The sequence below is a fragment of the Pseudomonas sp. Pseusp15 genome, from assembly GCF_059492165.1.
In genome coordinates this window covers 3,698,866-3,725,463 of sequence record NZ_CP168523.1, presented here as the reverse complement: position 1 = coordinate 3,725,463, position 26,598 = coordinate 3,698,866, and the positions used below count along the sequence as shown (strand labels likewise).

The 26,598-nt window shown below is 59.0% G+C and carries 26 protein-coding genes, 4 tRNA genes and 1 pseudogene; 21 read left to right on the top strand and 10 right to left on the bottom strand.

What is annotated here, in order from left to right; translation table 11 throughout:
- Positions 1-52 precede the first annotated feature (52 nt).
- Both ACEN8R_RS16955 and ACEN8R_RS16950 read left to right on the top strand, forming a co-directional pair.
- Positions 53-1,156: pseudogene (locus tag ACEN8R_RS16955) on the top strand (HAMP domain-containing protein); the annotation flags it as partial.
- Positions 1,136-2,017 carry a methyl-accepting chemotaxis protein gene (locus tag ACEN8R_RS16950; RefSeq protein WP_371861333.1) on the top strand — a complete coding sequence of 294 codons (882 nt, stop codon included), beginning with the start codon at positions 1,136-1,138 and terminating at the stop codon, positions 2,015-2,017. The pseudogene ACEN8R_RS16955 and the gene ACEN8R_RS16950, both read left to right, overlap by 21 nt.
- 109 nt (positions 2,018-2,126) lie before the next feature.
- On the opposite strand, the gene ACEN8R_RS16945 is transcribed toward ACEN8R_RS16950, so the two are convergent.
- Positions 2,127-2,885, bottom strand: a complete 759-nt coding sequence (locus ACEN8R_RS16945; protein ID WP_018926263.1) for a hypothetical protein — start codon at positions 2,883-2,885, stop codon at positions 2,127-2,129.
- 394 nt (positions 2,886-3,279) lie between these two features.
- Here ACEN8R_RS16945 and ACEN8R_RS16940 point away from each other — a divergent pair.
- The 4 genes from ACEN8R_RS16940 to ACEN8R_RS16925 all read left to right on the top strand — a co-directional run bounded on the left by ACEN8R_RS16940 (position 3,280) and on the right by ACEN8R_RS16925 (position 3,692).
- Positions 3,280-3,355 (top strand) — tRNA-Glu (locus tag ACEN8R_RS16940).
- A gap of 2 nt (positions 3,356-3,357) precedes the next feature.
- Positions 3,358-3,433 (top strand) — tRNA-Gly (locus ACEN8R_RS16935).
- A gap of 104 nt (positions 3,434-3,537) precedes the next feature.
- Positions 3,538-3,613 (top strand) — tRNA-Glu (locus tag ACEN8R_RS16930).
- 3 nt (positions 3,614-3,616) lie between these two features.
- A tRNA-Gly gene (locus ACEN8R_RS16925) sits at positions 3,617-3,692 on the top strand.
- Between the two features lie 59 nt (positions 3,693-3,751).
- On the opposite strand, the gene ACEN8R_RS16920 is transcribed toward ACEN8R_RS16925, so the two are convergent.
- The gene (locus ACEN8R_RS16920; RefSeq protein WP_018926262.1) at positions 3,752-4,615 is read right to left on the bottom strand and encodes a helix-turn-helix transcriptional regulator; all 864 of its coding nucleotides are present in this window, start codon (positions 4,613-4,615) and stop codon (positions 3,752-3,754) included.
- Between the two features lie 412 nt (positions 4,616-5,027).
- Between ACEN8R_RS16920 and ACEN8R_RS16915 the strand changes: the two genes are divergently transcribed.
- The 12 genes from ACEN8R_RS16915 to ACEN8R_RS16860 all read left to right on the top strand — a co-directional run bounded on the left by ACEN8R_RS16915 (position 5,028) and on the right by ACEN8R_RS16860 (position 15,318).
- The gene (locus ACEN8R_RS16915; RefSeq protein ID WP_018926261.1) at positions 5,028-5,222 is read left to right on the top strand and encodes a Flp family type IVb pilin; all 195 of its coding nucleotides are present in this window, start codon (positions 5,028-5,030) and stop codon (positions 5,220-5,222) included.
- Positions 5,223-5,376: 154 nt separating this feature from the next.
- Positions 5,377-5,571 carry a Flp family type IVb pilin gene (locus ACEN8R_RS16910; RefSeq protein ID WP_018926260.1) on the top strand — a complete coding sequence of 65 codons (195 nt, stop codon included), beginning with the start codon at positions 5,377-5,379 and terminating at the stop codon, positions 5,569-5,571.
- Between the two features lie 27 nt (positions 5,572-5,598).
- Positions 5,599-6,129 carry an A24 family peptidase gene (locus ACEN8R_RS16905; protein WP_018926259.1) on the top strand — a complete coding sequence of 177 codons (531 nt, stop codon included), beginning with the start codon at positions 5,599-5,601 and terminating at the stop codon, positions 6,127-6,129.
- 2 nt (positions 6,130-6,131) lie between these two features.
- Entirely contained in the window at positions 6,132-7,457 is a 1,326-nt protein-coding gene (locus tag ACEN8R_RS16900; protein WP_018926258.1) for a DUF8689 domain-containing protein, read from the top strand.
- A gap of 15 nt (positions 7,458-7,472) precedes the next feature.
- Complete coding sequence (gene cpaB, locus ACEN8R_RS16895; protein ID WP_018926257.1) at positions 7,473-8,279, top strand: Flp pilus assembly protein CpaB; 807 nt, start codon at positions 7,473-7,475, stop codon at positions 8,277-8,279.
- Positions 8,280-8,354: 75 nt separating this feature from the next.
- On the top strand, positions 8,355-9,698 hold the full coding sequence (locus ACEN8R_RS16890) for a TadE/TadG family type IV pilus assembly protein (RefSeq protein WP_064616551.1): 1,344 nt from the start codon (positions 8,355-8,357) through the stop codon (positions 9,696-9,698).
- An 8-nt stretch (positions 9,699-9,706) separates the two neighbouring features.
- Positions 9,707-10,186, top strand: coding sequence for a TadE/TadG family type IV pilus assembly protein (locus ACEN8R_RS16885; protein ID WP_018926255.1), 480 nt, complete (start codon positions 9,707-9,709; stop codon positions 10,184-10,186).
- A complete protein-coding gene (locus ACEN8R_RS16880; RefSeq protein ID WP_111455152.1) occupies positions 10,186-10,680 on the top strand; it encodes a TadE family protein in 495 nt (164 codons plus the stop codon). Before ACEN8R_RS16885 ends, ACEN8R_RS16880 begins: the two co-directional genes overlap by 1 nt.
- Positions 10,674-11,894: an AAA family ATPase gene (locus tag ACEN8R_RS16875; RefSeq protein WP_064616555.1), complete on the top strand. Its 1,221-nt coding sequence runs from the start codon at positions 10,674-10,676 to the stop codon at positions 11,892-11,894. The genes ACEN8R_RS16880 and ACEN8R_RS16875 overlap by 7 nt, the downstream gene beginning before the upstream one ends.
- 3 nt (positions 11,895-11,897) lie before the next feature.
- On the top strand, positions 11,898-13,337 hold the full coding sequence (locus ACEN8R_RS16870) for a TadA family conjugal transfer-associated ATPase (RefSeq protein WP_018926252.1): 1,440 nt from the start codon (positions 11,898-11,900) through the stop codon (positions 13,335-13,337).
- Positions 13,334-14,320 carry a type II secretion system F family protein gene (locus ACEN8R_RS16865; RefSeq protein WP_018926251.1) on the top strand — a complete coding sequence of 329 codons (987 nt, stop codon included), beginning with the start codon at positions 13,334-13,336 and terminating at the stop codon, positions 14,318-14,320. Before ACEN8R_RS16870 ends, ACEN8R_RS16865 begins: the two co-directional genes overlap by 4 nt.
- 29 nt (positions 14,321-14,349) lie before the next feature.
- Positions 14,350-15,318, top strand: a complete 969-nt coding sequence (locus ACEN8R_RS16860) for a type II secretion system F family protein (RefSeq protein ID WP_064616559.1) — start codon at positions 14,350-14,352, stop codon at positions 15,316-15,318.
- Positions 15,319-15,751: 433 nt separating this feature from the next.
- Here the strand turns inward: ACEN8R_RS16860 and ACEN8R_RS16855 are convergent, their stop codons facing one another.
- From ACEN8R_RS16855 to ACEN8R_RS16830, 6 genes are all read right to left on the bottom strand, one after another.
- Positions 15,752-16,024, bottom strand: coding sequence for a DUF3613 domain-containing protein (locus tag ACEN8R_RS16855; protein WP_018926249.1), 273 nt, complete (start codon positions 16,022-16,024; stop codon positions 15,752-15,754).
- Positions 16,025-16,042: 18 nt separating this feature from the next.
- Positions 16,043-16,759: a tetratricopeptide repeat protein gene (locus tag ACEN8R_RS16850; RefSeq protein ID WP_026286433.1), complete on the bottom strand. Its 717-nt coding sequence runs from the start codon at positions 16,757-16,759 to the stop codon at positions 16,043-16,045.
- Between the two features lie 122 nt (positions 16,760-16,881).
- Positions 16,882-18,111: a type II and III secretion system protein family protein gene (locus ACEN8R_RS16845; RefSeq protein WP_064616561.1), complete on the bottom strand. Its 1,230-nt coding sequence runs from the start codon at positions 18,109-18,111 to the stop codon at positions 16,882-16,884.
- 572 nt (positions 18,112-18,683) lie between these two features.
- Positions 18,684-19,322, bottom strand: a complete 639-nt coding sequence (locus ACEN8R_RS16840; RefSeq protein WP_064616563.1) for a LysE family translocator — start codon at positions 19,320-19,322, stop codon at positions 18,684-18,686.
- Position 19,323: 1 nt separating this feature from the next.
- On the bottom strand, positions 19,324-20,094 hold the full coding sequence (locus ACEN8R_RS16835; protein ID WP_019581187.1) for a 2OG-Fe(II) oxygenase: 771 nt from the start codon (positions 20,092-20,094) through the stop codon (positions 19,324-19,326).
- A gap of 92 nt (positions 20,095-20,186) precedes the next feature.
- Complete coding sequence (locus ACEN8R_RS16830) at positions 20,187-20,813, bottom strand: alanyl-tRNA editing protein (protein ID WP_018926244.1); 627 nt, start codon at positions 20,811-20,813, stop codon at positions 20,187-20,189.
- A gap of 90 nt (positions 20,814-20,903) precedes the next feature.
- Between ACEN8R_RS16830 and ACEN8R_RS16825 the strand changes: the two genes are divergently transcribed.
- Positions 20,904-21,902 (top strand): LysR family transcriptional regulator, encoded by a 999-nt coding sequence (locus ACEN8R_RS16825; protein WP_064616565.1) that lies wholly within the window; start codon positions 20,904-20,906, stop codon positions 21,900-21,902.
- A 69-nt stretch (positions 21,903-21,971) separates the two neighbouring features.
- On the opposite strand, the gene ACEN8R_RS16820 is transcribed toward ACEN8R_RS16825, so the two are convergent.
- Positions 21,972-22,379, bottom strand: a complete 408-nt coding sequence (locus ACEN8R_RS16820; protein WP_007938686.1) for a PA2817 family protein — start codon at positions 22,377-22,379, stop codon at positions 21,972-21,974.
- Between the two features lie 108 nt (positions 22,380-22,487).
- On the bottom strand, positions 22,488-24,944 hold the full coding sequence (locus ACEN8R_RS16815) for an acyl-CoA dehydrogenase (RefSeq protein WP_495624210.1): 2,457 nt from the start codon (positions 24,942-24,944) through the stop codon (positions 22,488-22,490).
- Positions 24,945-25,181: 237 nt separating this feature from the next.
- On the opposite strand from ACEN8R_RS16815, the gene ACEN8R_RS16810 reads away from it, so the two are divergent.
- Together ACEN8R_RS16810 and ACEN8R_RS16805 are read left to right on the top strand one after the other, a co-directional pair.
- Positions 25,182-25,841, top strand: a complete 660-nt coding sequence (locus tag ACEN8R_RS16810; protein ID WP_018926241.1) for a transglutaminase-like domain-containing protein — start codon at positions 25,182-25,184, stop codon at positions 25,839-25,841.
- Positions 25,842-25,884: 43 nt separating this feature from the next.
- Complete coding sequence (locus ACEN8R_RS16805) at positions 25,885-26,508, top strand: glutathione S-transferase family protein (protein ID WP_018926240.1); 624 nt, start codon at positions 25,885-25,887, stop codon at positions 26,506-26,508.
- The last annotated feature ends 90 nt before the right edge of the window (positions 26,509-26,598 follow it).

Below are 26,598 nucleotides of genomic sequence, written 5' to 3'. Positions count from 1 at the left end.
ACAAGCCCGTTGCGAATCTGCATCAACAGATAATGGCAGGGGACTAAGCGCAATGATTTCGGCCGTGCAAGGACGTTTTGCCAACCTCGGTATGGCGAAAAAACTGGGTGTCGGGTTTGTACTGGTGCTGCTGTTGACAGCCCTGGTGGCGGCCATTGGCGTATGGTCCCTGCAAACCATCAGTCATCGCTTCGACGGGCTCAAGCAGATGTCGTCGCTCAACAGCGGTTTGCTCAAGGTGCGTCTGCTTGAGCAGGACTACGTCTTGCGCGGCGACCCGAAAACCGTGGAAGCCTTGCACGCGGGGGTGGACGCGTTGATCGCGCTGGCGACCGAGCTCAAGGCTCAGTCCGCAGCCAACGTGCCGGTCATGAATGACGTCGAACAGTCTCTGGGGGCTTATCGCAAGGCCTTTGACGAGTTCGTTTCACTGAGTCAGGCCAAGGACCTGGCGCTGGAAATGGCCAGTTGGTCGGTGTCCAGTGTGGCCAATAACCTGGATGTGCTGCAGTCCGGGCTTAGCGATGATGGCGCCTATGCCTTGAAGGAGTCCGAGGGCAAGGACGGTGCGCAATTCATCGAGCAGGCGAATCAGGTCAGCCAGGTCTCGCGACTGATGTTGCAGGCCATGAACGAAGCGCACGTACGCCTGGATCAGAGCCGCAAGGGCGACGACAGTGCCGGGCAGGGCAAGATCGAGCAAGCCGACCAGGCGCTGGCCCAGGCCGAACAGTTGAAAGCTACCGTAAAGGATGAGGGTTACCAGACGGTCCTCAATGAAGTGTCGGGTCATATCGGCAGTTTCACTGAAAAACTCGCCGAGTACACCGGCCTGTTGGCGCAGGAAAAGACCGTCTCCGAGCAACTCCACCAGCGCGCCGCGCAAGTGGTGGAGCGGGTGGATCAGGCCTACGTTGCCGAAGACCGGTCGATGCAGGCAGAGCTGAAAAAGAACTCGCTGTTGATCATCGGCTCCTCGGCACTGGCCTTGCTGGTCGGGCTGATTGCCGCGTGGGTGATTACCCGATTGATCGTCGCACCGTTGCGCAGTGTGATCCGTGTCGCCCAGCAGATCGCCGCGGGCGATTTGAGCGCGACGATTGAGGTGACCCGCCGTGACGAGATCGGCCAGTTGATGCAAGCCATGCAGCAAATGGGCGCGGGGCTCAGCAGCATTGTCAGTGGTTTGCAGGCCGGTATCGAACAGCTGGCAAGCTCTGCGCAATCGCTGTCGGCGGTGACCGAGCAGACCAACCTTGAAGTCAGCAGCCAGAAAGAAGAAACCGAGCAGGTCGCCACCGCGATGAACCAGATGACCGCCACGGTGCACGATGTGGCACGTAACGCGGAGGAGGCCGCCCAGGCGGCGCAGACTGCCGATGGCAAGGTCGAAAGCGGTCAGCAGGTGGTGCGTCAGAGCATGGCGCGAATTGAGCAACTGGCGGACTCGGCCACCTCGGCCAGCTCCAGCATCGAAAGCCTCAGTGCAGAAATCCAGAACATTGGCACAGTGCTCAGCGTGATCAAAAGCGTTGCCGAGCAGACCAACCTGTTGGCGCTCAATGCGGCCATCGAGGCGGCGCGGGCCGGTGAGCAGGGCAGGGGCTTTGCGGTGGTGGCCGATGAGGTTCGGGCGCTGGCCAGGCGAACCCAGCAATCGACCGAGGAAATCGAACGTCTGGTCAGTGCCTTGCGCTCGGCAGCGCAGTCGTCGGTGCAGCAGATTCAGAGCAGTGGCGAGTTGGTGAAGCTGGCGGTGAGCGATGCGTTGCAGACCGAAAGTGCATTGGGGAGTATTGCGGCGGCGGTGTCGCTGATTCAGCAGATGAACCAGCAGATTGCAGCGGCTGCGGAGGAGCAGAGCTCGGTGGCCGAGGAGATCAATCGCAGTGTCACGAGCATTCGCGCCAGTGCGGATCAGTCTTCATTGGCGATGCAGGGCAATGCGGCGTCGAGTATTGAACTGGCGCAGTTGGGGAGTGAGTTGAGGGGGATGGTGGGGCATTTCAAGCTGTAGCAGCTGCTGAAGGCTCGGGCTGCGTCCGGATGATCCATTGATTCGGCGGCCATCAATCCCAACGCAAAAAAAAGCCACCTGACCTGGTGGCTTTTCAGCATTTGCATGATCAGTCGTAGATCACTTTCTTCTTCCAGTCGGCGTCAGCCTCGACGTCTTTGAGCCCTTCAGTCAGTTGGTTCACTTCGCCTTCAACCGGGGCAATCTTGTCCATGACCTGGTCGTTGGCGCGAGCCAGGAGTTTCTCCAGGTACTCGAGTTGTTCGCTGTAGACCTGGGGCTCCGGCTGTTTGCGCAGGTATTGCACGCCGCGTTCGAAGGCCAGTCGGGCCTGGCCTGGCTGGTTTTGTTGCAGGGCATGCTGGCCGAGGTTGTTGAAGAACTCGATGTGCAGCAGGACCAGGATGTGGCGGACCTCGCGGATCCAGTGCTTGGCTTCGTTGGTCGGCAGGTAGCCGTCCTGTGCGGCACGGGTGATCTGGCCATGCAGGGCTTCGAGCAGGAAGCGCACGTCTTTGGCCTTGGCTTCGGTCTGGATCGGTGCCGGCGGGTTGTTGACCGGGATCGATTCGCCCTGAGCGACCAAGGCACTGAGCTCGGTAATCCGTGCCTTGAGCGGGGCGCTGGTTTTCTCCAGGTTGAGCAGGCGCTGGCAGACGTTCAGTTCCAGACGGGTCAATAGCAACTTGAGCGCGGGTGTCATGAACTGACCGGGAAAAGTCTCGGTGATTTCGCCGCAGCGACGCAGGCGGTCGTTGAGTTCAACCTTGGTGCGGGCTTTTTCCAGCTTATTGTTTTCCACCACATGGTTCATGTAGCCAATGGCGATCAATAGTGCGATCCCGGCTACGACTAGCAGGGTGATCATGAGTGGTGTCACCGGTAAGACCTCTTTATGGGGTTCGCGTTCGAGTCGAGTGTAGTTGGCTTGGCATATGGGCGCATAGGGTTGCTCGACGAGTGAATCGGCTATAGCTCTTCTTATATCGGCCGCAATGCCGCTTCTATAAGTAAATAGCGTGCGAGGTGCACATTGCCATCATCTCGGCATGGACTATAGCGTCTTGGTGGATGCCAGAATATAGGCGCCAAAGGTCAGGCGACACAAAAGCCTGAATCGCTGCCAAAAGCAGGGCGAAGTCATTGATTTAAATAAATTTATATCTGGGGGTTGACGACCCCTCAATCCATCCATAGAATGCGCGCCACTTACAGCGTAAAGCACACAGCGAAACGCGGTAGGGAGTGAATGTTGTACGTGTGTCCCCTTCGTCTAGTGGCCTAGGACACCGCCCTTTCACGGCGGTAACAGGGGTTCGAGTCCCCTAGGGGACGCCAATGCGGGAATAGCTCAGTTGGTAGAGCACGACCTTGCCAAGGTCGGGGTCGCGAGTTCGAGTCTCGTTTCCCGCTCCAATTTTAAACAGCGTTGCTTTCGGGCAAAGCTGAGTGAAACCAGAACCAAGTCTTCGGATGCGGGTCTGGGCACCGAAACACACACCATGTGTTCCGGGCAGCGTGTCCCCTTCGTCTAGTGGCCTAGGACACCGCCCTTTCACGGCGGTAACAGGGGTTCGAGTCCCCTAGGGGACGCCATTTGCGGGAATAGCTCAGTTGGTAGAGCACGACCTTGCCAAGGTCGGGGTCGCGAGTTCGAGTCTCGTTTCCCGCTCCAAATTCAAAAAAACGCCGCTCATTTGAGCGGCGTTTTTTTATGCGCGTAAAAAACCTGCTTCAATTTCCAAGGCTCTGCACCAGGCTTTCAAGTGCTTCAATGGTTGTATCTTCCAGTGGCGGTTGCGCTGCTACCGCTCTAAGTTGGCTGGCCAAACGGTATTCGCTGGGCGTGCAGTTGACGAACTGCTTGAAGGCGCGGGCGAAGTAGGAAGGATCCTTGAAGCCGGCCTCGTAACCGATGCTGGTAATCGGCATCTGGCTGTTGTCGAGCAGCTGTTTGGCAAAACTCATGCGCTTGTCCAGGATGTAATCGGTGAAACCGACGCCATTGGCTTCCTTGAACAGGCGACTGAAGCGAAAAGTCGTCATGCCGCAGCGCTTGGCCAAATCCCTCTGATCGATGCTGTCCCGAAAGTGCTGGTCGATGTACAGCATGGTGTGGCTCAGCGCCTGGTGTTTTTGGTGCCCGGAGGTCAGGCGGATGCTCTCTGGCAGAGTGGGCGAGTGGTCGATCAGCAATGTCTTGTCCTGACCGGCATTGCGGCGCAATTCGCAAAGCTGCAGCAGAGCCGTCAGGTAGCGCTTCCTCTCGGCGTTGGTGAGCGGGAGCACCATGTATTCCCAGACACTGGAGCGCATGGCCCAGACAGCCAGTTCTTCTGAGTGCTGCACGGTGAACATGGTGATCGGGATGGTAGGGGTGGTGCGTTTGATCTCCAGCAACAACCGCAAGCCGGGGGTGTCGGGGCGATCGAAATGGATGCAGATCATGTCTGCCTGTTCCCCGCTGGGCAGCACGGAATTTTTCGCCAGTTTGCAGTCGCAAGTCTCCTCGAACTGCGCGATGAGTTCCTTCGTGGAACGATCGTGAGTCAGATCGAACCAAAGCAGCGATGGCCTTCTGGTCATGTTGGACGTCATGTCTCTACTCTGCGGTTCTACGGGCCCCTCTTCGCTGAGTAGTATTGCTAACGTGCCATCACTTTGCAGATTAAATACTGATAAGAAAGACGAATTTTAGTTCTATCCGTTCTATGCGTTGCCTGGAAATCAGTCCCAGGCAACAGCCTGTTGGTGTGTCGTCTATGAACCAGGTATCAGCCGCTCGTCGCTTGTAAATCGAAGTCAGTGGTATTCGCGAGCCATCCCTTGTTTTACCCCTCCTGCTACTTCTGCAAAGGCCAATAACCGTATTTGGCCGCACCCGCAAAAAAGTCCTAGTGATGTGCAAAATCTTCCTAACGCCCATGCCTTGCCCCTGACTAGGGTTGCATCAGGCAGTGCAGAACGTACTGCCTTCCGGAAAAAACAACATTCGAGTGAGGTGGGCAAAATGAATCTGCAGACAATCAAGGCTTCGGTAGTGAAGTTCGCCAAAGACGAAGACGGCCTGACCATCGTGGAATACGCCGTGGCCGGTGGGCTGATTACGGTAGCTGTTGCCGCTGCGTTCGTTCTTTTGGGCGGTGCCGTGAATACCAAAATCAGGGCGCTGTGCCAGGCCGTCAACGGCAACGTTGCGTGCTGATAACGAAATTTACGGTGGCGGGACGCGGCGAAGTCCATGAATGACCGGTTGTTGCTGTTTTGCTGATAGAGCGACCGGATAACTCAATGGACTTCGCGCTGTCCCCGCCAATGTACTTTCCGAGCCGTATGACCGCTGAAGTGAGGTACACAAAATGACTCTGCAAACAATCAGAACTTCGATAAGCAAGTTCGCCAAAGATGAAGATGGCCTGACCATTGTGGAATACGCGGTGGCAGGTGGGTTGATTACGGTAGCTGTGGCTGCAGCCTTCGTTCTTTTGGGCGGCGCTGTAGATACCAAGATCAGAGCGCTGTGCCAGGCGGTCAACGGCAACGTTGCCTGCTAACGATAATCCCGGTAGGGGAGACGCGCCATGTCCATGGAATTGCTGGTGTCGACTGTTTTACTGCTAGGACTGCTGGGCGTCGCGGTGGTGAGCGATCTGCTTCGCCACCGTATCCCCAACACGCTGGTCCTGTTGGGCATTGCCCTGGGATTGGCCGGTCAGACTTATTCAGGTGGTATCAGCGGATTGGGTGACAGCCTGTTGGGTATCCTGATCTGTTTTGCGTTCTTTCTGCCGATGTATGCCCTGGGAGGCATGGCCGCCGGCGACGTCAAGTTGATGGCCATGGTCGGCAGCTTTCTTCCGTTCCATTTCGCCTTGTGGGCAGCCATGTTCAGCCTGATAGCTGGTGGGGTGTGCGGTTTCCTGATCGTGCTGGTTCGCGGGCAATTGTTGCAGACCCTGGGGCGTTATTGGCTGATTCTCAGGGCGCAGGCCTATCTGGCGCCGACTTCGGATGAAGTCGCCGGCAAACCTTTTCCTTATTCGATCGCAATCTTGATCGGCACTTTAAACAGCGTCTACTGGCAACTGGTTGCCGGTGGATTGGGAGGTTAGTCATGCACGTCATTGTCGATAGTGATGCCTACTCCAGCGATCGGGAAGCGGTGCAACGGCTGGCTCCTCAGCCTTGCACAATCCGCGAGACGGGTCTGACCGACAGTTTTCTCGGTGAGTTGGTATGCAAGCATTTGTACGACGCCGGCGTGCTGGACATGCCGCGACTGGTGGAGCGCCTGGCGCTGACTGGCGCCGTACTTGAAGAAGTCCTGGCGTTTCTGCGCAAGGACGGTCGTGTCGAAGTCCTGGGTCAGGTGGGGCAATCGGGTGGGCAGCTGCGTTATAGCCTGACCGAACGCGGTCGCAGTGCTGCCCGCGATGCCCTGTCACGCAGCGGCTATATTGGCGCGGCCCCCTTCCCGGTGAGTACCTACCGTTCCCTGATCAAAATCCAGACCATTCACCATGGTCGCATCAGCTCAAGCGATATGCACAAGGCCCTCACCGGCGTAGTGCTCACGGAGGGGATGCTCGATCAACTGGGTGTGGCCCTGAACTCCGGGCGCGCAATCATGATTTATGGCCCCGCGGGTACCGGCAAGACCTACGTCAGCAGTCGGTTGATTCGTCTGTTCGCCGAGGCCATCTGGGTACCTCATGCCATCGTGATCAACGAGTCGGTGATCGAGATCTATGACCCGCAGGTGCATCAGCGGCTGGATGACAACGGTCAACAGAACAATCTGATGCTCAACGAAGGGATCGATCGTCGACTGCTGTGCTGCAAACGCCCGGTCGTCATTACGGGCGGTGAGTTGAGCATGGAACAGCTGGATGTTCGCTATGACCCCTTCACCCGTCAGTACCAGGCCGCTTTGCAGCTCAAGGCCAGCAATGGCCTGTTCATCATCGATGACATGGGGCGTCAGCGCATGGCACCCGCCGAGCTGTTCAATCGCTGGATCGTACCGATGGAGGAGAAGCGCGACTTCCTCAATTTGGGCGGTGGTCGGCATTGCGAGCTGCCATTCGATCTGGTTCTGGTGTTCTCCACCAACCTCAATCCCCTGGAACTGGCTGATGAGGCCTTCTTGCGGCGGATTGGCTACAAGTTGCAGTTCGGTTACCTGAAGCCCGAGGAGTACGAAAAGATCTGGCGTCAGGAATGTGAGCGTATGGGTATTCCTTTTGACCCCCTGCTGCTGCGTTATGTACTGCAAAGGCTTTATGCAAGTGAAGGCATGCCCCTGGTGCCTTGCCATCCCCGAGATCTCCTGAACATGGCCCTCGATCGTCAGCGTTATATGGGCGGTTCCGGAGCCTTGTCGCCACAAGAGTTGGAATGGGCCTGGCACAACTACTTCGTCCAGCTCGACTTTCTTTGATACGGAGATACTGACATGAGCTCTCGTACTGTTTCCCTGATAGGCGTTTCCCTGGTCATGGGCCTTGGGGCTGCATGGATGGCCGACTCCTGGCTGAGCGCGCGGCTCAATGCCACTCCGGATGACCATCTTCGAAGCGTGGTGGTTGCCACGGTAGAGATTCCATTCGGGCAGATGGTCGAGGCCCAACAGGTCACGACCGTACGCATGCCGATGGACACGATCCCGGACGATGCTCTCGACTCCAGCGACAAGGCCGTGGGCAAGATCGCAACGTTCGACATCTTGCGTGGCGACGTCATGCGCAGCGCACGCCTGAGCGAACACCTGGGCGGCAGTACCCTGGCCTCTCTGATTGCCACAGACAAACGTGCCATTTCGGTACGCGTGGACGACGTGGTGGGTGTGGGCGGATTCCTCCTGCCAGGTAACCGGGTCGATGTACTGGCGACCAAAACCACCAGTGCCGGCAGCAACAGCGCCGTGTCCAGGACCATCCTCGAGAACTTGCGGGTGTTGGCGGTGGACCAGACGGCGGGTACCGACAAGACCCAACCGGTGGTGGTGCGCGCAGTGACGCTGGAGATGACGGCCGCCGAGGCTGAAACCCTGGTCACGGCGCAAACGGAAGGCAAGCTGCAACTGGCGCTGCGCAATCCGCTGAACTCCGAGAAAAAAATCGTGACCGCCGCGCCTGCTGCACAGGCCCCCATGGTTGTGGCCGCTGCCCCAGTGCAAAAACGCGTGGTGCACCGTGCCGAGGGTGGCGGGGCTGTCACCATCATTCGCGGGATCCAGACCAGTTTAGTGAAAGTTCGTTGACAGAGCGGTAGGGGTGCCTGTGCACCAAGGTATTGGCGGAGCCGATCCGGATCAGTATCGGCAAACGAGGGCTTGATGATGAATCTTCGTATTCAGCGGCCGTTCACTGCGACGCCAAGGCGCCAGGGAGGAGCGGTGAGCGTACTGATGGTGATCGCCTTGGCGGCGATTTCCATGATAGCGGCGTTGGCTCTGGACGGCGGGCACATGATGTTGAACAAGACGCGCCTGCAAAACGCTGTGGATGCCGCTGCCCTGAGTGGCGCCAAAACCCTGCTTGAGGTGGCAGGTGCTGCCACCATGGCCAGCGCGACACGCACTGCTGCACTCAATACGCTGACGCAAAATGCCAATGCCACGGGCAACACCGAATTGGCAACGGCGGTCGCCGGCAACCCAGGCGCATTTGCGACGGTGGAACTCTCCAGCAGCGTCTATGGCCCGTTCTCCTATCCCGGGCCGGCAAATGCCAAGTACGTTCGGGTATCGGTACCGAGCTATCGCCTGACCGGTTTTTTCTGGAGCTTCGTTCAGACGTTAGGCACTGCGGGCCTTGGGAACAAGGCCGTGGCGGCGATCGCCACCGCCGGCCCCAGCCCTACCAGCCCCTGTGATCTTGCCCCATTGATGGTCTGTGGCGACCCGACTAAATACAACCCGGCCGCCGGCGTGTTCTGGGGCTTCCAGTTTGGCGATTTGCAGGTGTTGAAGACGGCTGCCGGCAATTCATCTCCCATTGGCCCAGGCAACTTTCAGTTGCTCGACTTTGGCTCCGGCGGCAGTACCGTCAGGGATGACCTGGCCGGAGGCGGCACGGTTTGCCGCAACGTCGGGCAAAATGTCCAGACCGCCCCTGGCAACAAGGTCGGCCCTACCTCTCAGGGGTTGAATACGCGCTTCGGCATCTACAACGGCCCGGTCAGTGCCTCGGACTACCCGCCAGATCTGGTAACCACGTCCAGCACGCCCGCGATCACATACGACGATGCAACGGGACAAAAGATGTACAAGGGGCAAACCGTCACATCGAGCGGCGGCAATCTCACGGCGGGCGCCGACGCGATACTGGACTACAACGACTGGCGTGCGAGCACTGCCGCGTGTGTGGCCGGGACCGGCAGCGGCTGTCAGAGCGGTGGGGTGTTCGAGCGTCGGATGCTGAAAATCGTGGTGGGCGACTGCACCGGTAAACAGGGGGGTACAACCTCGGTGCCGGTCCTGGGTTTTGGTTGCTATTTCGTGGTACAGCCCATGAGCAACGGCGGCACGGAATCGCAGATATTCGGCCAGTTTGTGAAGGAGTGCGAAGGCGATAACGTAGCCGGCCCCTCGCCGTCCACCGATGTCGGCCCGCAGATCATTCAACTCTACAAAACCTATATTGGCAGCGGCACTGGCACTCCGAGCACAGACTCGTAGGAGGCGTCATGGGACTTCACTCATTCAAGCGACCACAGGCTCAGCAAGGCGTGGCATTGGTGGAATTCACCCTAGTCCTGCCGCTGTTGCTTCTGTTGTTACTGAGCCTCGGCGAATTCGGCCGCATGCTCTACCAGTACAACGTCCTGTTGCAGGCCAGCCGTGATGCCGACCGTTTTGTCGCCAGCCAGGCCTGGGACTCGACGCTCGGCGCTATCGCTCTGAGCAATACGCTGCTGACCCAGACGAAAAACGTCGCGGTCTATGGCGTGCCCAGCGCTACCGGCAGCGCTGTGGTGTCAGGGTTGACGACCGCGAACGTAGCGGTCGCCGCGGTAGGCACCGACCATGTGCGAGTCACCATCACCTATAGCTTCTGCCCGGTGATTGGCAGTGGCAATTGTGTCGGCACGTTTCCTGGTCTTATCGGTGGGCAGTTTGCGCTGGCCATTCCGTTGGTTGCCACCACTGTCATGAGGGTGCTGTGATGAATAAAAAACGCATGCACGGCACCTATGTCGTGGAGTTCGCCTTCATCGGCATGCTGGTGTTCATCCTGTTGTTCGGCGTGGTGGAAATGGGCCGCCTGTACTTCACGGTCAGTGCGCTGGATGAAGCCGCGCGGCGTGGTGCGCGGCTGGCAGCGGTGTGCAACATCAGCGATCCGGTGGTCTTGCGGCGGGCGATCTTCAACGCCTCGACCGACGCCGGCACGAGCCAGCTGATCACGAGCCTGGCCACCACCAACCTGACGCTGACTTATCTGGACGTCAACGGTGCTGTGGTGGCCAATCCCGGCGACCTGGTCAGCGCTACTGGCTTTCGTGCCATCCGTTATGTCCAGTTGAGTCTGCAAGGCTTCGTTTTCAATCTGTTTATTCCCGGGTTAGGCGTGCCCATTACCTTGCCTGCATTCAAGGCAACCTTGCCACGCGAAAGCCTCGGGCGTCATTCCGATTCCGGGGAGATCACACCATGCTGAATACCAAGGATACCCCGCTCTCCACTTCGACCGGCAAGGCTGGGCTGAGGTTGCTGATCAGCAGCCGTGATGCCACCTCGTTGCGCGATCTGCAGAGCGTCTGCCAGCGCATGCCCTGCCTGGAGGTGAGCACTCGCCTGGTGAGTAATGGGCATGTCGACCCGCTCTACGGCCTGGACCGCATGCCTGATCTGTTGCTGTTGCGCGTCAGCCATCTGTGGCGCGAAGAATTGGCGGCGCTGTTGCAGCGTCCGGCCCATGAGCGTCCGCCGATGTTGGTGTGCGGTCTGCTGACCGAGCAGGAAGGCATGCGCCTGGCGATGCAGGCCGGCGCCCGTGACGTGCTGCCGGAGCCTATCGCCGAGACCGAACTGGTTGCCGCCTTGAATCGCCTGGTCATGGAGGTTCGCACCGGCAGCGGGACAGAAGGGAAATTGATCGCCGTGATGAGCGCCAAGGGCGGCTCCGGCGGAACCTTGCTGGCCTGCAACCTGGCTCAACAGCTCAGCGTCAGGGGCGGCAGCACCCTATTGCTGGACATGGACCTGCAATTCGGCAGCGTGACGCATTACCTGGACGTGGCGCAGACGCACAGCCATCTCGAGGTGCTGCATCAGATCGATGGCATGGACAGCGTCGCGCTACGCGGTTTTTGCAGCCACTTCAGCCCGACCTTGCATGTGCTGGGTGGTCGGGCCGGTGAGCTGTGCCTGCCGCAGGACGCCCAACCCGAGCAACTTGACACCCTGTTGCAACTGGCCCGCGCCAGCTACGACTGGGTGGTGATCGACCTGCCGCGGCAAATCGACCACCTCACCGGCTCCGTGCTGGAACAGGTGGATCGGGTGTACGTGGTGGTGCAGCAGAGCGTCAGTCATCTGCGCGATGCCAGCTCCCTGGTGCGGATTCTTCGCGACGACCTGGGCGTGCGCGGCGATCAGTTGCAGATTGTGGTCAACCGCTATGACAAGGCCGCAGCGATCAGCCTCAAGGATATTGGCGAGGCACTGCGCTGCACCAATCTGTCGAAATTACCCAACGACTTCAACCTGGTCAGCCAGAGTCAGAACACTGGCGTGCCGTTGGGGCTGCATGCGCCGAGGGCCGCGATTACTACCGCCCTGCGCGACATGACCGAGGACCTGGTCGGTCAACAGGTGGCCGGGAACAAAGGCTTACTCAAACGCGCCTTCAACCGTTTTTTCGGGGGATGACCCATGATCAGCGACTTTCGTAACCGCTTGCGCAAACAGTCCGGTAAACCCGCAGCATCGTCAGCTGCTCAGGGCGACGACCTGCTGGATCCGGCAGAGGAAATAATGGCGTGGGAGCGTGCAACACCGGACGTTCTTTACGAAACCAGAAGCCAGGTCACCCCGGTAGAAGCCGAGTGGCGGGAAAAAATCTACCAGCAATTGCTCAAGGTCATGGACCTGTCCTTGCTGGACTCCCTTGAACAGGCCGAGGCCTCACGGCAGATCCGTGATATTTGCCAGCGCCTGCTCGACGAGCATTCGGCACCGGTGAGTACCACCAGCCGCCAGTTGATCATCAAGCAGATCACCGACGAGGTGCTCGGTCTGGGGCCTCTGGAGCCGTTGCTGGCCGATCACAGCGTGTCCGACATTCTGGTCAACGGCTATGCCTCGGTCTATGTCGAGCGCTTCGGCAAACTGCAACGGACCGATGTGCGTTTTCGCGATGATCACCATTTGCTGAACATCATCGACCGCATCGTGTCCAGCCTGGGTCGGCGTATCGACGAGTCCTCGCCCTTGGTGGACGCCCGGCTCAAGGACGGTTCGCGGGTCAACGCGATTATCCCGCCGCTGGCCATCGACGGCCCGAGCATGTCGATTCGCCGCTTTGCGGTGGACCTGCTCAATACCGACAGCCTGATTCAGGTGGGGACATTGACCCCGGCCATTGCGCTGCTGCTCAAGGCGATTGTCCGCGGGCGCCTGAACGTGCTGATTTCCGGCGGTACCGGTAGCGGCAAAACCACCATGCTCAACGTGTTGTCCAGTTTCATCCCGCACAACGAGCGGATCGTCACCATCGAAGACTCGGCCGAACTGCAACTGCAGCAGCCCCACGTGGTGCGCCTGGAGACCCGGCCTTCGAACATCGAAGGGCGTGGCGAGGTGAGTCAGCGGGAGTTGGTGCGCAACAGTTTGCGGATGCGCCCGGACCGCATTGTGATCGGCGAAGTGCGCGGTGCCGAGGCGTTGGACATGCTGACGGCCATGAACACCGGCCATGACGGTTCATTGACCACGATCCACGCCAACACCGCGCGCGATGCGTTGGGGCGAGTCGAGAACATGGTGTCGATGAGCGGGGCGACCTTCCCGATCAAGGCCATGCGTCAGCAGATCGCGTCGGCCATCGATGTGGTGATCCAGCTGGAACGTCAGGAGGACGGCAAGCGCCGGCTGGTCAGCGTGCAAGAGATCAACGGCATGGAAGGCGAGATCATCACCATGACCGAAATTTTCTCCTTTGCGCGCCAGGGCATGGGTGAAAACGGTGAAGTGCTTGGCGATTATCGCCCCAGCGGCATGATTCCGGCCTTCCGCGATGTGCTGGCCAAGCGCGGCATCGAGTTGCCGCTGACGATGTTCAGGCCTGAATGGATGGAGGCACGGCAGCCATGAGCCATATTCCTGCTGAATTCATTGTGATGTTCCTGGGCATGGTGTTTATCGCCGTGTTCCTCTTGTCCCAGGGTGTGGTGGTGCCAGTGTTCGGCGAAGCCGGCAAGATGCGCAAGCGCATCCGCGGCCGTTTGCACGTACTGGAAAAAGCCAACAATTTGCCCAACATGCAGACGGTGTTGCGGCAGAAATACCTGACACGTTTGTCGCCACTGGAGGCCATGCTCGAGCAGTTGCCGTTCATGGCGAGCCTTACGCAGATGATCGAGCAGGGCGGCCATGAATACCGCGCTTATCGAGTGATCTTGCTCGGGCTGTTCCTGGGCGTGTGTGCGGGCATCTCGATCTGGATGGTCGTGACCGTCTGGTGGATGGCATTGCTGGCAGGCTTCGGGGTGTTCTGGTTACCCCTGCTGAAAATTTCTCGTGACCGTAGCAAACGTTTCGCTGCGTTTGAGGAAGGCCTGCCGGATGCGCTGGATGCCATGTGCCGGGCCTTGCGTGCCGGGCACCCGTTCAACGAAACCCTGCGTCTGGTCGCCGAGGAGCACAAGGGGCCGGTCGCTCATGAGTTCGGCCTGACCTTTGCCGACATCAACTATGGCAACGATGTTCGCCGGGCCATGCTCGGCCTGCTGGAGCGCATGCCCAGCATGACGGTGATGATGCTGGTGACTTCGATCCTCATCCACCGCGAGACTGGCGGCAATCTGACGGAAGTGCTGGAGCGTCTGAGTCGGCTGATCCGCGGGCGTTTCCGCTTTCAGCGCAAGATCAAAACCCTGTCGGCGGAAGGGCGCATGTCGGCCTGGGTGCTGGTGGCGATTCCCTTTGTGCTGGCTATTGCGATCGTGCTCACAAGCCCCAGCTACATGCCTGTGCTGCTCAATGATCCCATAGGCCACAAGCTGATCATCGGGGCTTTCTGCGCCATGTTGATCGGGATTTTCTGGATACGAAAAATCATCCGGATTCAGGTTTAAGCGATATTCGCTACCGGGAGGTACAGGTCATGGACTTTTTACTCGGGTTGTTCAGTCGGTTCACGGGGAACGAGGAAGTAGCGCGCCTGTTGTTCCTTGGCGCGATCGGTTTGAGTACGGTGCTTGCGGTCGTCGCCTTGATGTTGCTGATGCTGGGTCTCCAGGACCCGGTACAGCGTCGTCTGGCGCTGATCAAGCGCGGTTATTTGGGCAATACGGCAGGGCAGGAAGCGCCGAGTAATCTGCAGCTGTTGCTGGAGCGGGTCGGCCAGCGCTTTGCCTCGGCTGAATCGGCCCAGGCGTCAGTTACCCAGACTCTGTTGACGCATGCGGGTTACCGCTCCTCTTCGGCGGTGCAGATGTACTGGGCGGTGCGCTTGATGTTACCGCTATTGATGGTCGGCCTTGCGTTGTTGCTGTTGCCGCTGATTCCCAAGGTTTCCCTGGCTGTGGGGCTGTTGTTGGTGGTCATGGTGGCCGGTATCGGATGGTTGCTGCCAGCGCTGTATGTCGCCAAACGTAAGCAGGCGCGTCAAAACCGGCTGCGTATCGCGTTTCCAGATGCGCTGGATCTGATGGTGGTCTGCGTGGAGTCAGGCCTGTCACTGCCCACGACCATTGAACGGGTGGCTGAAGAGATGTCGGTCAGTCATGTTGAACTGGCTGAAGAGCTGGCCCTGGTCAATGCGCAGATCCGCGCGGGCATCACCAGTACCGAGGCGCTCAAACAACTGGCCATACGCACCGGTCTGGAGGACGTGCAAGGGTTGGTCAGCCTGTTGGCGCAGAGTATTCGCTTTGGTACCAGCGTGGCCGACACCCTGCGCATCTATGCCGATGAATTCCGTGATCGGCGTACGCAGGCCGCCGAAGAGGCGGGGGCGAAAATCGGCACCAAGCTGATATTCCCACTGATTTTCTGCCTGTGGCCGAGCTTCTTTCTGGTCGCCATCGGCCCGGCCATGATTGGCGTAATGAAAGCATTCGGAAATATGTAAGAGGATCGGGTGGGGGGCTGTCGAATCAGATGGCCTTGCCACCCGAACCTGATCTGTACTTCCCCTCCCAAGATCTACACCGCTCGCTCCTACGGGCAATGTTGTTCACTTAAGCCGTAATGCGATCTGTAGCAGCTGCCGAAGGCTGCGTTCGGCTGCGAAGCAGTCGTGAGTCCGGCTGCCGTGATGTACCTGACGCACCGCAATGGCTGATTTTACGACTGCTTCGCAGCCGAACGCAGGCTTCGCCAGCTGCTACAAAGAATGCGTCGCGGCTGAAACTGTTTAAGTGAACAGCATTACGCTCCAGGGGGACTCGGTCAGAACTGAACAATGTGTAGATGCCAATACTTTCCAGCAGACGTGATTAAGCCTGGCGTTTTAGCCAGGCTACTCTGGACGATGCCAGAGGTTGATCATCCATTGACGTCCCTCAGTTGCTGCTGGAGGTCATTTTCCCCCCTGCCTTCTGCTCAAAGAACATCGGGATCGGGTAGGTGAAGCTGTTCAGCCAGCGCTGGAAGGACAGGTCACGCTCAGTGACCGATGCAGTTTGTCGAAAAGGGGAGGCAACCACACCACGAATCTGTAGCTGCATCCACTGTTCGGTGCCCTTTTGCGGCGCCGAGGAGGGACCTGGCTCAATAGCCCAGGCACTGGTGGACAGGCAAGCCATGCACACAATCAACAGCCCTTTGGTATTCATCTCGACTCCTCGTACGTTCTACTTGATCGCAGCATTGGCTGAGGCATCGACTACGGCCTCAGTCTTGCGATTCCCCTCGGAAGCCACCGCTTTTTTGGCAGAGGCCTTGAGTTTTTCCGCTCGGGTTTGAGCCTCTGCAACTTGCTGGGGACTCAAGCTGGCGCGGTTCGCGAGTTCGGCAGCCGCCTTCCAGTTATCCTGATAGATCAGCAGCGTCACCATGTTGAGTGCCGCCAGTGAATCCGCCTGCTTGAGCTCCATGGCCGTCATGAACTCGAAGCGTGCTTCAGGGATCCGTCGCTGATTGAGGTAGACGACCCCCAGGTCATTGCGCATCTTGTCGTCGGTGGGGGACATCTTCACCGCGCGTTCTAGGTGAGTGGTAGCGCCGGCGTTATCATTTTTGGCCGCGGCCAACTGGCCCAGGCCATGTTCCCCTTCAGCGGCCAGACAGGTGCCGAGTAGGCTTTGATACAACGGCTCCGCATCTTTACGCCCCATCAAGCGCAGCACCCGGGCCTTGCGCAGACGAACCTGGACCAGGTCATCGGGCAAACCTTCCAGGTTCGCCAGGCTGGCATACAAACGGCCTTCGTTGGCCATGTTGTCGGCCAGGTTCAGGGCCAACTCTTGCTCCGAAGCGGGTTTGGCACAACTGCCCGGTCGCGAAACAATACCGTTGGTGGCACAACCTGCGAGCATCAATGTCGCCGTTATTGCAATGACTGCTTTCATCGAGTGTCCTCTGGCTACAACACGTTGAACGCCTGGCCAATGGCAATACAGCTGGCCCGCCAAGCGCTCAAGGTCACCGTTAAGAGTGAGGGCGAAAGCCCGGTTCAGCGTCTGGCTCCGGTTCATTGCGAGAGCCCGGTCTTACTGTCGAAATCACCATTTTCTAGGAAGAACATGCGGTAGAAGTTCGGGTCGTAATTGCGCAGCTGCTCGCCAGGCAACGATGGCAGTTGTGCATTGGCCGCCAGGGGCTGGACCAGATGCGGGGTGACGATCATCAGCAGTTCGCGCTCCTCACGGTTGACGGAGTTGTCGCGGAAGAACGCGCCCAGAATCGGGATATCGCCCAGCCCCGGAAATTTGTTCACCTGGGAATTGTTGCGGGTGCTGATCAGGCCGCTGATGACGAAGCTTTCGCCGTCGGCCAGGGAGATGCTGGTGTCGGTACGGCGTATGGTCAGCGCCGGAACTATCGTGCCGGCGATGCTCACGGCGTTGGTGAAGTCCAGTTCACTGACTTCCGGCGCCACCTTCAGGGCGATACGGTTTTTCTCGATGATGGTTGGCGTCAGAGTCAGGCGGATACCGAACTCCTTGTACTCGATGGAGATGTTATCGCTGCCCGAACTGGGCACCGGAATCGGTACTTCACCGCCGGCCAGGAAGCTCGCACTCTGCCCGCTGAGCGCCACCAGGCTTGGCCGCGCCAGGGTATAGGCGAAACCGCTGCCTTCCAGCGCGTTGATCGCTACCAGGGTATTACCGGTAGCAAAGTTGAGGTTGAACATGCCGTTGTCCACCGGCACCGACGGTGTGACGACGCCGCCAATGGTAGGCAAGGTTCTCGGCGAGCCGAACAGGAAGTTGCCGCGGGTGCCGAAAATAGACGCTGAGGCTTCCTTGAGTTTGGTCCGGCTGACTTCAACGAAGCGAATATCGGTCTGTACCTGGCTCGGCAGCAGCGGGTCTTCGTAAGGTCCGGTCGACGCGCTGGTCAGCGCCGAGGTGGCCCGGCCCTTGACGAACACCATGCTATGGCGCGGCTCTTTCGAACAGCCGGTCCAGACCATCAGGCTGGTGGTGCCCGGTGTCAGACCAGTGAGCAGGAAGGCGTTGGGGTTGTTGCCGCTGGGTTGCACATCGGCAATTTTCGGGTCACCCACGGCCAGTTGCGTCACCGGAACCGGAGTGCGCAGTTCACTCTGAAGCCCCTGACCGACCTCGAACGTTGTCGGCATACTGTCCATCTGCGAACAATTGGCCGCCGCGGCCTGAGCCGCGTCCACGCTGAGGCCCATCCAGAACAGGCCATGGATAATTCGCTTGAAAGCGGGCACGGTACGATAGCTCATTAAGTGCATCCTCGCTGAATAGGCCATCTACAAGGCAAACCAAGTTGCCTTGGATCACTACAAGGGGCCTGAGTCGACCCTCAACCTCGCCAGAGCACTTACCACTAACGATTAATGCCCCCGGCAATATTCCTTGGTGCTACACGCAAGCAGGTGCAATACGCTGATCCGAATGGACAGCGAGCGACCTTCTAAAACGGCTTTTAGTGATCCAGATACCTGGGCTGCCGACCCGAGCAACAGGCTCAGGCTCGACAACCATCGCGGTTATAGGCGGCACTTCCCGCCAACCTGACTCCCCTAAAAAGCAACCGGCAATCACAGCTCTGCGCCGGTAAACGCCTGTCAGGATCATAGTGAGGTAACTCCTTTTGCCAATTCGCTATCTGATCTCTGAACCTAAACGTCAAAATTCAAACCGTTATGACTTCTTCTTGTTTGAAGGTAGTTCAAACAAAGCAAAGCGCCATGATTTCAAACAAAACTTTAAGGGCAGAGTGTGGAGATAGCCGTGTTGCTGGCGTTGGAGCCGCAAAAAATGCTGTTCTACGAGGCGACCAAGGCGGCAGGACTTACATGGACAGAATCAGGCGCCCGGCGAACAGAATGAGGATCACCCCCATGGTTCGTTCGAACCAGTGCCCCATGCGCATGAACAGCAGTCGCACCCGGGCGCTGGAAAAGAACAGGGCCACGATCACGAACCACAAGGCGTTCACGAAACACATCCACAACCCGTACAGCGCCTGTATCTGCAACGGTGTCGAGGCACTGATGATGGTGGTGAAGATCGCCAGGAAGAACAGCGTAGCCTTGGGGTTGGTGGCGTTGGTCAGAAACCCCGTGCTGAAGGCCTTGAACAGGGTCTGCTGTTCAGTTGACGCTGCCGCGCCGTTGTCGCCTTCAGTCGCCACTTTGGGTTTGCTGCGCAACAGGCTCACACCGAGGTACAAAATGTAGGCCCCCCCGATCACCTTGGCCGCCGTCAATAGCCAAGGCGTGGTGTGCATCAATGCGCCGACGCCGAGCAAGGTGTACAGCACATGCACGGAAATGCCCGCGCCGATGCCCAGCGCCGTGCAGATGCCCACTAAACGCCCGAAACGCACGCTTTGGCGGATGGTCACGGCGAAGTCCGGCCCGGGAGCTACCACGGCCAGAAAATGGATGGTTGCCAGCGCCAGAAACTCGCCCAGGTAATTCGAAAACATCTCAACTCCAGAAAGTCAGGGGGGAAGCATTGCCGCGGTAGCCGACAAAGAAAGAAAGGCTCAATCGCGGATCGTCCACACCTGGCGTCACCGAGTGCATGCGACGTGAATTGAACATGATGAAATCACCCGGCTCAGGGCGAATCTCCAGGGTCGGAGGGCCGAGCAAGGCCGGATCGATGCCGTAACTGTCGCCACGCATCTCGTCGAACTGGTCCGGGGAAATGTCGTGGTCCCACATCTGCAAAGCGCCGCCCTCGGTCGGCATGTTCAGGTAAACATTGCAGGCGAACTGCGCTTCCAGGCTTCTGGCCTGGAAGCTGTCCGGGGCGTCCTTGGCGAAAATGTCGTGATGGGCAAGGAAGCACACGCCGGGTTTGACCACGCGCGATAGCCCGACATACATCTTGCGGCCATAGAGGTTTTCCAGATGCGCCCCCGCCGGCCAGGACTCATCGAGCATGCAGCGCAGGGTGTCGACAGGCGAGGAGTAGGGCGCACAACGGCTGCGCAACTCGGCGATGTTGCTAGTGGCGCGCTCGAAATAGTCTTCGATCAGCAGTGGCTGGTTTTCCGCTTCGTAAAACGCCATGCCGATACGACCGATGCTCGGTGCGTTGATGTAGCCTTCGAAGCCGGGGGCGAGGATCTTGTCGCCGATCTGGATCGCCAGTGGCCGAGGCAACAAGCCTCTGACTCGGATGGCGAGGACTTCTTCGTTGGCCAGTTTTTGTATGCACGTCTCATCGAGACGCTCGACGTCAAGCATCATGTCTTAGGTCCATCTATCAGATAGTCAACAGAGCCCGCGAACGCAGGCTCCCCCGGCGTCAGGCGATGACGGGGTCGACATCGCCCAAAGACTCAGTCCACGTGGTAGTGGACTGACAACGTTCCCTTTTTCTGCGAAAGGGAAGCGATCGTGACCTTGCCCAAATCCTTCAGGCTACGTACATGGGTGCCGCCGCAGCCGTAGGCGGGCAGCTCACCGAAACCGATTTCACGGGCGCCTTCGCGCAACGACGTCAAGCGTGGCAGATCATGGGCGATCCATTGCTTGATGCCGTGCTGAATCGTCTGGGCATCAACCTCCTGCGCGCCATCGCCCGGTTTGAATTGCACACGTCCTTCATCCGGCCAGTGATGAGCCTTGATCGGCATCCAGCCCATGGCCTGGACGAAGTGACCGATCAGGTGCCCCGCCGAATGCATGCGCGTATTGAACTGGCGGCGTTGCTCGTCGACCCGAATCTGGATCATGCCGAGTTTTACCGGGTGGTCGACGAAATGGATGATCCGCTCCGTTTCCTGCACCACGCGCAGCACCTGGCTTTCGCCGATCCAGCCGGTATCACAGGGTTGCCCGCCGCCCTGAGGGTGAAACAGAGTGGCGCGCAGCACCACGGCGAACTCGTTCTCATAGGGCGTGCAATCCAGGACTTCCACATTGGCCCTGAGGTCATCACTATGGAAAAAGAGGCGAAGCGTCATATTCCATGCCCTTATTAAAGTTTCTATTTTTATTATATGAACCGTGGAATTGCGTGATAATCCGTTCAACCATCAAAGGACTGTTGCGCTGTGAGCATAAATCTTCCCCTGCCGCTGCTCGGTGAAATGGCGATTTTCGTCAAGGTTGTCGAAACCGGCAGTTTCTCCGAAGCGGCGCGTCAGTTGGGGTCTTCCCCCTCGGCGGTGAGTCGCAGCATTTCGCGGCTGGAGAAGGCGCTCGCCACGCGTTTGTTGCAACGAACCACGCGCAAGCTACGCCTGAGCGACGGAGGCGAAGAGGTGTTCAAGCGCTGCCAGGAGATGGTCAGCGCGGCGAAGTCGGTGATGGAAATCAGCGGTCAGTTCACCCAGGAAGCGGAAGGGCTGGTGCGCGTCAGCGTGCCCAAGGCCGTCGGGCGATTTGTGATTCATCCACATATGCCGGAGTTTCTGCGGCGTTATCCCAAAGTGGATGTGGAGTTGTTGCTCGAGGACCGCCAGGTGGATTTGATCGATGACAACGTCGACCTGGCCATCCGTATTACCGATCGGCCCCCTGCGGGGCTGGTGGGGCGCCAATTGCTGACCATCGACCATTTGCTCTGCGCCACGCCGCAATACCTGGCCGAGCACGGCACACCGACTCATCCCCACGACTTGCTCAATCACAGCTGCATCTATCTGGGCGAAACCCCGAGCGATGCGCGCTGGAAGTTCAAGAAAGGCAGTAAAGCCGTGACCGTCGGCGTGCGCGGACGTTACGCCGCCAATCACACGGGCGTGCGATTGGGCGCGGTATTGCAACACATCGGGATCGGTAGCCTGCCGTACTTCACCGCCCGTTATGCGCTGGAACAGGGGCTGATTGTGCAGGTATTACCGGACTGGACCTTTCTGGCGTCCTACCACGGAGGCGCCTGGCTGCTGCATTCGCCCACCCGCTATCTGCCGCCCAAGTTACGGGTGTTCATCGACTATCTGGTGGAATGCCTGGAGAAGGAGCCGACCTTGAGCAATCCGGGCAAGCCAAGCGCGATGGGCAAGGGCGCGGCAGCGTATGAGTTGCCGGAGAGTGATGGGTTGTTTTGATCTTTACCCGGCCAACAAAAAAGGCCCGCATGATTAACCATGCGGGCCTTTTGCGTTACTGATTGGAGATCAGTGCTTGCTGTCCTGATTCGACATCGCCAGCAGCTGTTTTTCCTGATTCCAGTCGAACGGTTCATCGTTCTGTTCGGCTTCGAAGCGACGTTCTTCCAGCGCCTGGTACAGGTCGATTTCATCATCGGGCATGTAGTGCAGGCAGTCACCGGCGAAGTACCACAGCAGATCGCGCGGCACCAGGTGGGCGATTTGTGGGTAGCGGGTGATGATCTGGCACAGGATGTCCTGGCCCAGGTATTGGCTTTCGATCGGGTCGACCGGCAGCAACGCACGCAGTTCGTCGAAGCGCTCCAGGAACAAGGCATGGCTTTCTTCGGGAACCTGTTCGGCCTCACCTACGGCGACCAGGATACTGCGCAGGTGGTCGAGCAAGACGAGATGATCGGCAACGACATTGGACACGAGATAAGTCCTCAAGAGCAAAACGGGCGCAGGAGTATAAAGCTCCCGCGCCCCTTTTTCACAGGGTAAAGCGCCCCATGATGGTAAGGCGACACACGGTCCTCTGGATTAGCGGACCTTGCCCTTGCCCAGCACCAGCACCTCTTTATCGAAATCATCGACGTCGATCACCTTGCGCCGCGCCACCTCCACCTCACGCAAGGTCTCGGCTTCAACCGGTTGCAAGACGCCAGCCTCCAGCGCGGCATCGATGACCGACTCCCCGACAGAGGGTTTGACCTGGCGACTTCTCAGCGCCGTGTTGAGTTTTTTCTGTAGCGGTTTGGCGGCGTTCAGCAAGTCGCAGGCGTGCTGCAAGGCGCCGACCGGATCCTCTGTCGATTGCGGGCGATAGCAGCCTGCCAATAACTCCTCAAGGGTCGGGTCGCCCTTGGCGCGGCCGAGGACTGCGGCGACTTTGGCCGCCAGTCTGTCCGACGGGCCTCTGTGCCGGCGACCGAACGGGAACACCAGTACCCGCAGCAAGCAGCCGAGTACCTTGTTCGGAAAGTTGGTCAGCAGTTCGTCCAGCGCACGCTCGGACTGGCCGAGGCTCTCTTCCATCGCCCAGGCGAACAACGGACGCATATGCTCTGGCGAATCGAGATCGTGATATCGCTTGAGCGCGGCGGAGGCCAGATACAGGTAGCTGAGCACATCGCCCAGACGTGCGGACAAGCGTTCGCGGCGTTTCAGGTCGCCGCCCAGCAGCATCATGCACTGGTCTGCAAGCATGGCAAATGCCGCGGCCTGACGGTTGAGGGCGCGCACGTAGCGTTGGCTGAGCTTGTCCCCGGGCATGTGTTCGAAATGTCCGAAGCCAAGGTTCAGCACCAGGGTGCTGCCGGCGTTGCTCACGGCAAAACCAATGTGATTGAGCAGCAGGGCGTCGAATTCGATCAACGCCTGTTGTTTGTCTTCGCGGTGGACAAGGGCCATTTCCTTGAGCACGAACGGATGGCAGCGAATAGCGCCCTGGCCGAAGATCATCAGGTTGCGTGTCAGGATGTTCGCACCTTCGACCGTGACGGAAATGGGCGCACCTTGCCAGCTACGCGCGAGATAGTTGTTCGGGCCCATGATGATGGCCTTGCCGCCGTGAACATCCATGGCGTGACTGATGCATTCGCGACCGCGTTCGGAGAGGTGGTATTTGATGATGGCGGAGGGCACCGACGGCTTTTCGCCGAGGTCGACGGCGTTGGCGGTGAGCATCCGCGCGCTGTCCATCAGCCAGGTACTGCCGCCGATCCGCGCCAGTGCTTCCTGAATCCCTTCGAAGGCTGACAGCGGTGCGTTGAATTGCTCGCGAACCTGCGCATATTGGCCTGTCACCAGGCTGCTGAACTTGCCCGCGGCGGTACCGATGGCAGGCAGCGAAATGGAACGCCCGACCGACAGGCAGTTCATCAGCATCATCCAGCCTTCGCCGAGCATTTCCTGACCGCCAATGATGAACTCCAGCGGTATGAACACATCCTTGCCGGCGTTCGGGCCGTTCATGAAGGCGGCGCCCAGCGGCAAGTGACGGCGACCGATGTCTACACCGGGTGTCTGGGTTGGAATCAATGCGAGACTGATCCCCAGGTCGACTTTGTCACCCAATAGATGGTCCGGGTCATAGGCCTTGAAGGCCAGGCCGATCAAGGTCGCCACCGGACCGAGGGTGATGTAGCGTTTTTCCCAGTTCAGGCGCAAGCCAAGGGTTTCCTGGCCTTCCCATTCACCTTTGCAAATCACCCCGGTGTCGGTCATGCCCCCGACGTTGGAACCGGCCATCGGGCCTGTCAGGGCAAAGCAGGGGATATCGTCGCCGCGGGCCAGCCGTGGCAGGTAATGATTGCGTTGTTCGTCGGTGCCGTAGTGCAGCAGCAGTTCCGCCGGGCCGAGGGAGTTGGGCACCATGACGGTGGAGGCCAGGTCACCGCTGCGGGTCGCCAGTTTCATCGCGATCTGGGAGTGCGCATAAGCCGAGAAGCCTTTGCCGCCGTACTCCTTGGGAATGATCAGGGCAAAAAAGCCATGCTGCTTGATGTGATCCCAGGCCTTGGGCGGCAGATCCATCAACTGGCCGATCTGCCAATCGGTGACCATCGCGCAGAGCTCTTCGGTCGGGCCATCGATAAACGCCTGTTCCTCTTCGCTCAGCTGCGCTTTTGGATAGGCCAGCAGCTTGTTCCAGTCCGGACGACCGCTGAACAGCTCGCCATCCCACCAGACCGTGCCGGCTTCAATGGCTTCACGCTCGGTTTGCGACATGGGCGGCAGGTTTTTTTGAAACCAGTTGAATATGGGCGCCGTGAACAGTTTTCGGCGCAGGTCCGGCAGCAACAGGGGGGCGGCCACGGCCGCGAGCAACACCCAGAAAATCAGCAGTAGCCAGACGGGGGCATGGCTCGCATGTCTGAAGATGCCCATCGCCAGCAGATAGGCAGCGATGATGCCCAAAGCGGGCAGAGGCGCGGTGCGGCGATGTGCCAGCCAGGCAATCCCGACCACCAGAACCAGTATCCACAACAGCAGCATAATTAATTCTCCTGAAGCCAGGGGCAAAACCACTCTCAGAGCTTAGACGGCATCCATAAAAGTGGGTGGTCGGAGCGATCGGGTTGAGCTTGTAGGACGAAACGGCCGGACTTCGTCAGTTATTTCGATGCAGGGCTCGTCAACAGGGCGGGCAAGCGCTGATATTTGGCCGAAACGTCGTTATCTCTGTGCTGAAGGTGTCGCTAGACTCGTGGCTTCCCCCAGGAGATAGCTCCCATGCACGCGTATCTGAGCCCCGGCCGCTTCATCGACAGTGACCATCCCTCGGTGGTGGAGTTCGCCGAAAAACATCGTGGCGCCGGGCGCGATCCGCAGGAGCAGGCGATCAATCTCTATTACGCCGTGCGCGAGGCCGTGCGCTACAACCCCTACACCTTCAGCCGTGATCCGCAGACCTTGCGCGGCAGCTATGCGCTGGCGGCCGGGGAGAGTTATTGCGTGCCCAAAGCCACGCTGCTGGCAGGTTGCGCTCGGCATTGCGGGATCCCGGCGCGTATCGGTCTGGCGGATGTGCGCAATCACCTGTCGACGCCGCGCCTGCTCGAACTGCTCAAGAGTGATGTGTTCGCCATGCACGGCTACACCGAGTTTTATTTGAACGAGCGTTGGGTCAAAGTCACGCCGGCCTTCAATCAACAACTCTGCGAGTTGTTCAATGTCGCGCCGCTGGAGTTCGACGGGATCAACGACAGTGTGTTCCATCCCTTCAACCGTGACGGCGAGCAGTTGATGGAGTACCTGGTTGATCACGGCCAGTTCACCGATGTGCCTGAAGCGTTCTTTTTCGAGCACCTCGAAAAGTGCTATCCGCATTTGTTCGGCGAGTGGCTGCCGCTGCAACTGGGTGACATGCAGAGCGATTTGAGTCGCGCCTGATCCGGCGTATGCTGCCTGCGCATTCATCCAACAAGGGGCGGTCATGCTGAAAATCTGGGGTCGGAAAAATTCGTCGAATGTCAGAAAACCGTTGTGGGCCGCCGAAGAGCTGGGCCTGGCCTATGAAGCCATCGATGCCGGCGGTGCCTTTGGCGTGGTCGACACGCCTGAGTACCGGGCGATGAATCCCAACGGTCGCGTGCCGGTGATCGAAGACGACGGCTTCGTGCTGTGGGAATCCAACACCATCGTGCGTTACCTGGTGGCTCGCCATGCCAGCGGCACTGCCTGGTATCCGACGGACCTGCAAGCCCGTGCCTCGGCCGAAAAGTGGATGGACTGGACCACCTCAAGTTTTGCCGCGCCGTTTCGCACGGTGTTCTGGGGCGTGTTGCGCACCCCGCAAGAGCAGCAGGACTGGCCGGCCATCAAGGCTGCGATCAAGGAGTGCGACGATCTGCTGTCGATGGCCGATCAAGCGTTGGCGGTTAAGCCATACCTGTCGGGCGATGAGATCGGCATGGGCGACATTCCCTTGGGCAGCTTCATTTATGCCTGGTTCGAGATGCCGATCGAGCGCGCGCCGCTGCCACATCTAGAAGCCTGGTACGCACGGTTGAAACAGCGTCCGGCCTATCGCAAAGCCGTCATGACCGCGTTGACTTAATACTCACTATCAACACGCGTGACTGTACTTGTGTGGCGGCGACAAGCACCATTGCGCTCATGCGCCGCGGTTGCATTGCTCGCCGCCCGC

What these genes read in the sequence shown, in the direction of transcription:
- ACEN8R_RS16860 (WP_064616559.1), top strand. Translation starts at nt 14,350, where the DNA reads ATGGACTTTTTACTCGGGTTGTTCAGTCGGTTCACGGGGAACGAGGAA.
- ACEN8R_RS16830 (WP_018926244.1), bottom strand. Translation starts at nt 20,813, where the DNA reads ATGACGCTTCGCCTCTTTTTCCATAGTGATGACCTCAGGGCCAATGTG.
- ACEN8R_RS16885 (WP_018926255.1), top strand. Translation starts at nt 9,707, where the DNA reads ATGGGACTTCACTCATTCAAGCGACCACAGGCTCAGCAAGGCGTGGCA.
- ACEN8R_RS16880 (WP_111455152.1), top strand. Translation starts at nt 10,186, where the DNA reads ATGAATAAAAAACGCATGCACGGCACCTATGTCGTGGAGTTCGCCTTC.
- ACEN8R_RS16855 (WP_018926249.1), bottom strand. Translation starts at nt 16,024, where the DNA reads ATGAATACCAAAGGGCTGTTGATTGTGTGCATGGCTTGCCTGTCCACC.
- ACEN8R_RS16840 (WP_064616563.1), bottom strand. Translation starts at nt 19,322, where the DNA reads ATGTTTTCGAATTACCTGGGCGAGTTTCTGGCGCTGGCAACCATCCAT.
- ACEN8R_RS16890 (WP_064616551.1), top strand. Translation starts at nt 8,355, where the DNA reads ATGATGAATCTTCGTATTCAGCGGCCGTTCACTGCGACGCCAAGGCGC.
- ACEN8R_RS16915 (WP_018926261.1), top strand. Translation starts at nt 5,028, where the DNA reads ATGAATCTGCAGACAATCAAGGCTTCGGTAGTGAAGTTCGCCAAAGAC.
- ACEN8R_RS16900 (WP_018926258.1), top strand. Translation starts at nt 6,132, where the DNA reads ATGCACGTCATTGTCGATAGTGATGCCTACTCCAGCGATCGGGAAGCG.
- ACEN8R_RS16850 (WP_026286433.1), bottom strand. Translation starts at nt 16,759, where the DNA reads ATGAAAGCAGTCATTGCAATAACGGCGACATTGATGCTCGCAGGTTGT.
- ACEN8R_RS16835 (WP_019581187.1), bottom strand. Translation starts at nt 20,094, where the DNA reads ATGATGCTTGACGTCGAGCGTCTCGATGAGACGTGCATACAAAAACTG.
- ACEN8R_RS16950 (WP_371861333.1), top strand. Translation starts at nt 1,136, where the DNA reads ATGCAAGCCATGCAGCAAATGGGCGCGGGGCTCAGCAGCATTGTCAGT.
- ACEN8R_RS16910 (WP_018926260.1), top strand. Translation starts at nt 5,377, where the DNA reads ATGACTCTGCAAACAATCAGAACTTCGATAAGCAAGTTCGCCAAAGAT.
- ACEN8R_RS16875 (WP_064616555.1), top strand. Translation starts at nt 10,674, where the DNA reads ATGCTGAATACCAAGGATACCCCGCTCTCCACTTCGACCGGCAAGGCT.
- cpaB (WP_018926257.1), top strand. Translation starts at nt 7,473, where the DNA reads ATGAGCTCTCGTACTGTTTCCCTGATAGGCGTTTCCCTGGTCATGGGC.
- ACEN8R_RS16805 (WP_018926240.1), top strand. Translation starts at nt 25,885, where the DNA reads ATGCTGAAAATCTGGGGTCGGAAAAATTCGTCGAATGTCAGAAAACCG.
- ACEN8R_RS16845 (WP_064616561.1), bottom strand. Translation starts at nt 18,111, where the DNA reads ATGAGCTATCGTACCGTGCCCGCTTTCAAGCGAATTATCCATGGCCTG.
- ACEN8R_RS16920 (WP_018926262.1), bottom strand. Translation starts at nt 4,615, where the DNA reads ATGACGTCCAACATGACCAGAAGGCCATCGCTGCTTTGGTTCGATCTG.
- ACEN8R_RS16815 (WP_495624210.1), bottom strand. Translation starts at nt 24,944, where the DNA reads ATGCTGCTGTTGTGGATACTGGTTCTGGTGGTCGGGATTGCCTGGCTG.
- ACEN8R_RS16865 (WP_018926251.1), top strand. Translation starts at nt 13,334, where the DNA reads ATGAGCCATATTCCTGCTGAATTCATTGTGATGTTCCTGGGCATGGTG.
- ACEN8R_RS16870 (WP_018926252.1), top strand. Translation starts at nt 11,898, where the DNA reads ATGATCAGCGACTTTCGTAACCGCTTGCGCAAACAGTCCGGTAAACCC.
- ACEN8R_RS16945 (WP_018926263.1), bottom strand. Translation starts at nt 2,885, where the DNA reads ATGATCACCCTGCTAGTCGTAGCCGGGATCGCACTATTGATCGCCATT.
- ACEN8R_RS16905 (WP_018926259.1), top strand. Translation starts at nt 5,599, where the DNA reads ATGTCCATGGAATTGCTGGTGTCGACTGTTTTACTGCTAGGACTGCTG.
- ACEN8R_RS16810 (WP_018926241.1), top strand. Translation starts at nt 25,182, where the DNA reads ATGCACGCGTATCTGAGCCCCGGCCGCTTCATCGACAGTGACCATCCC.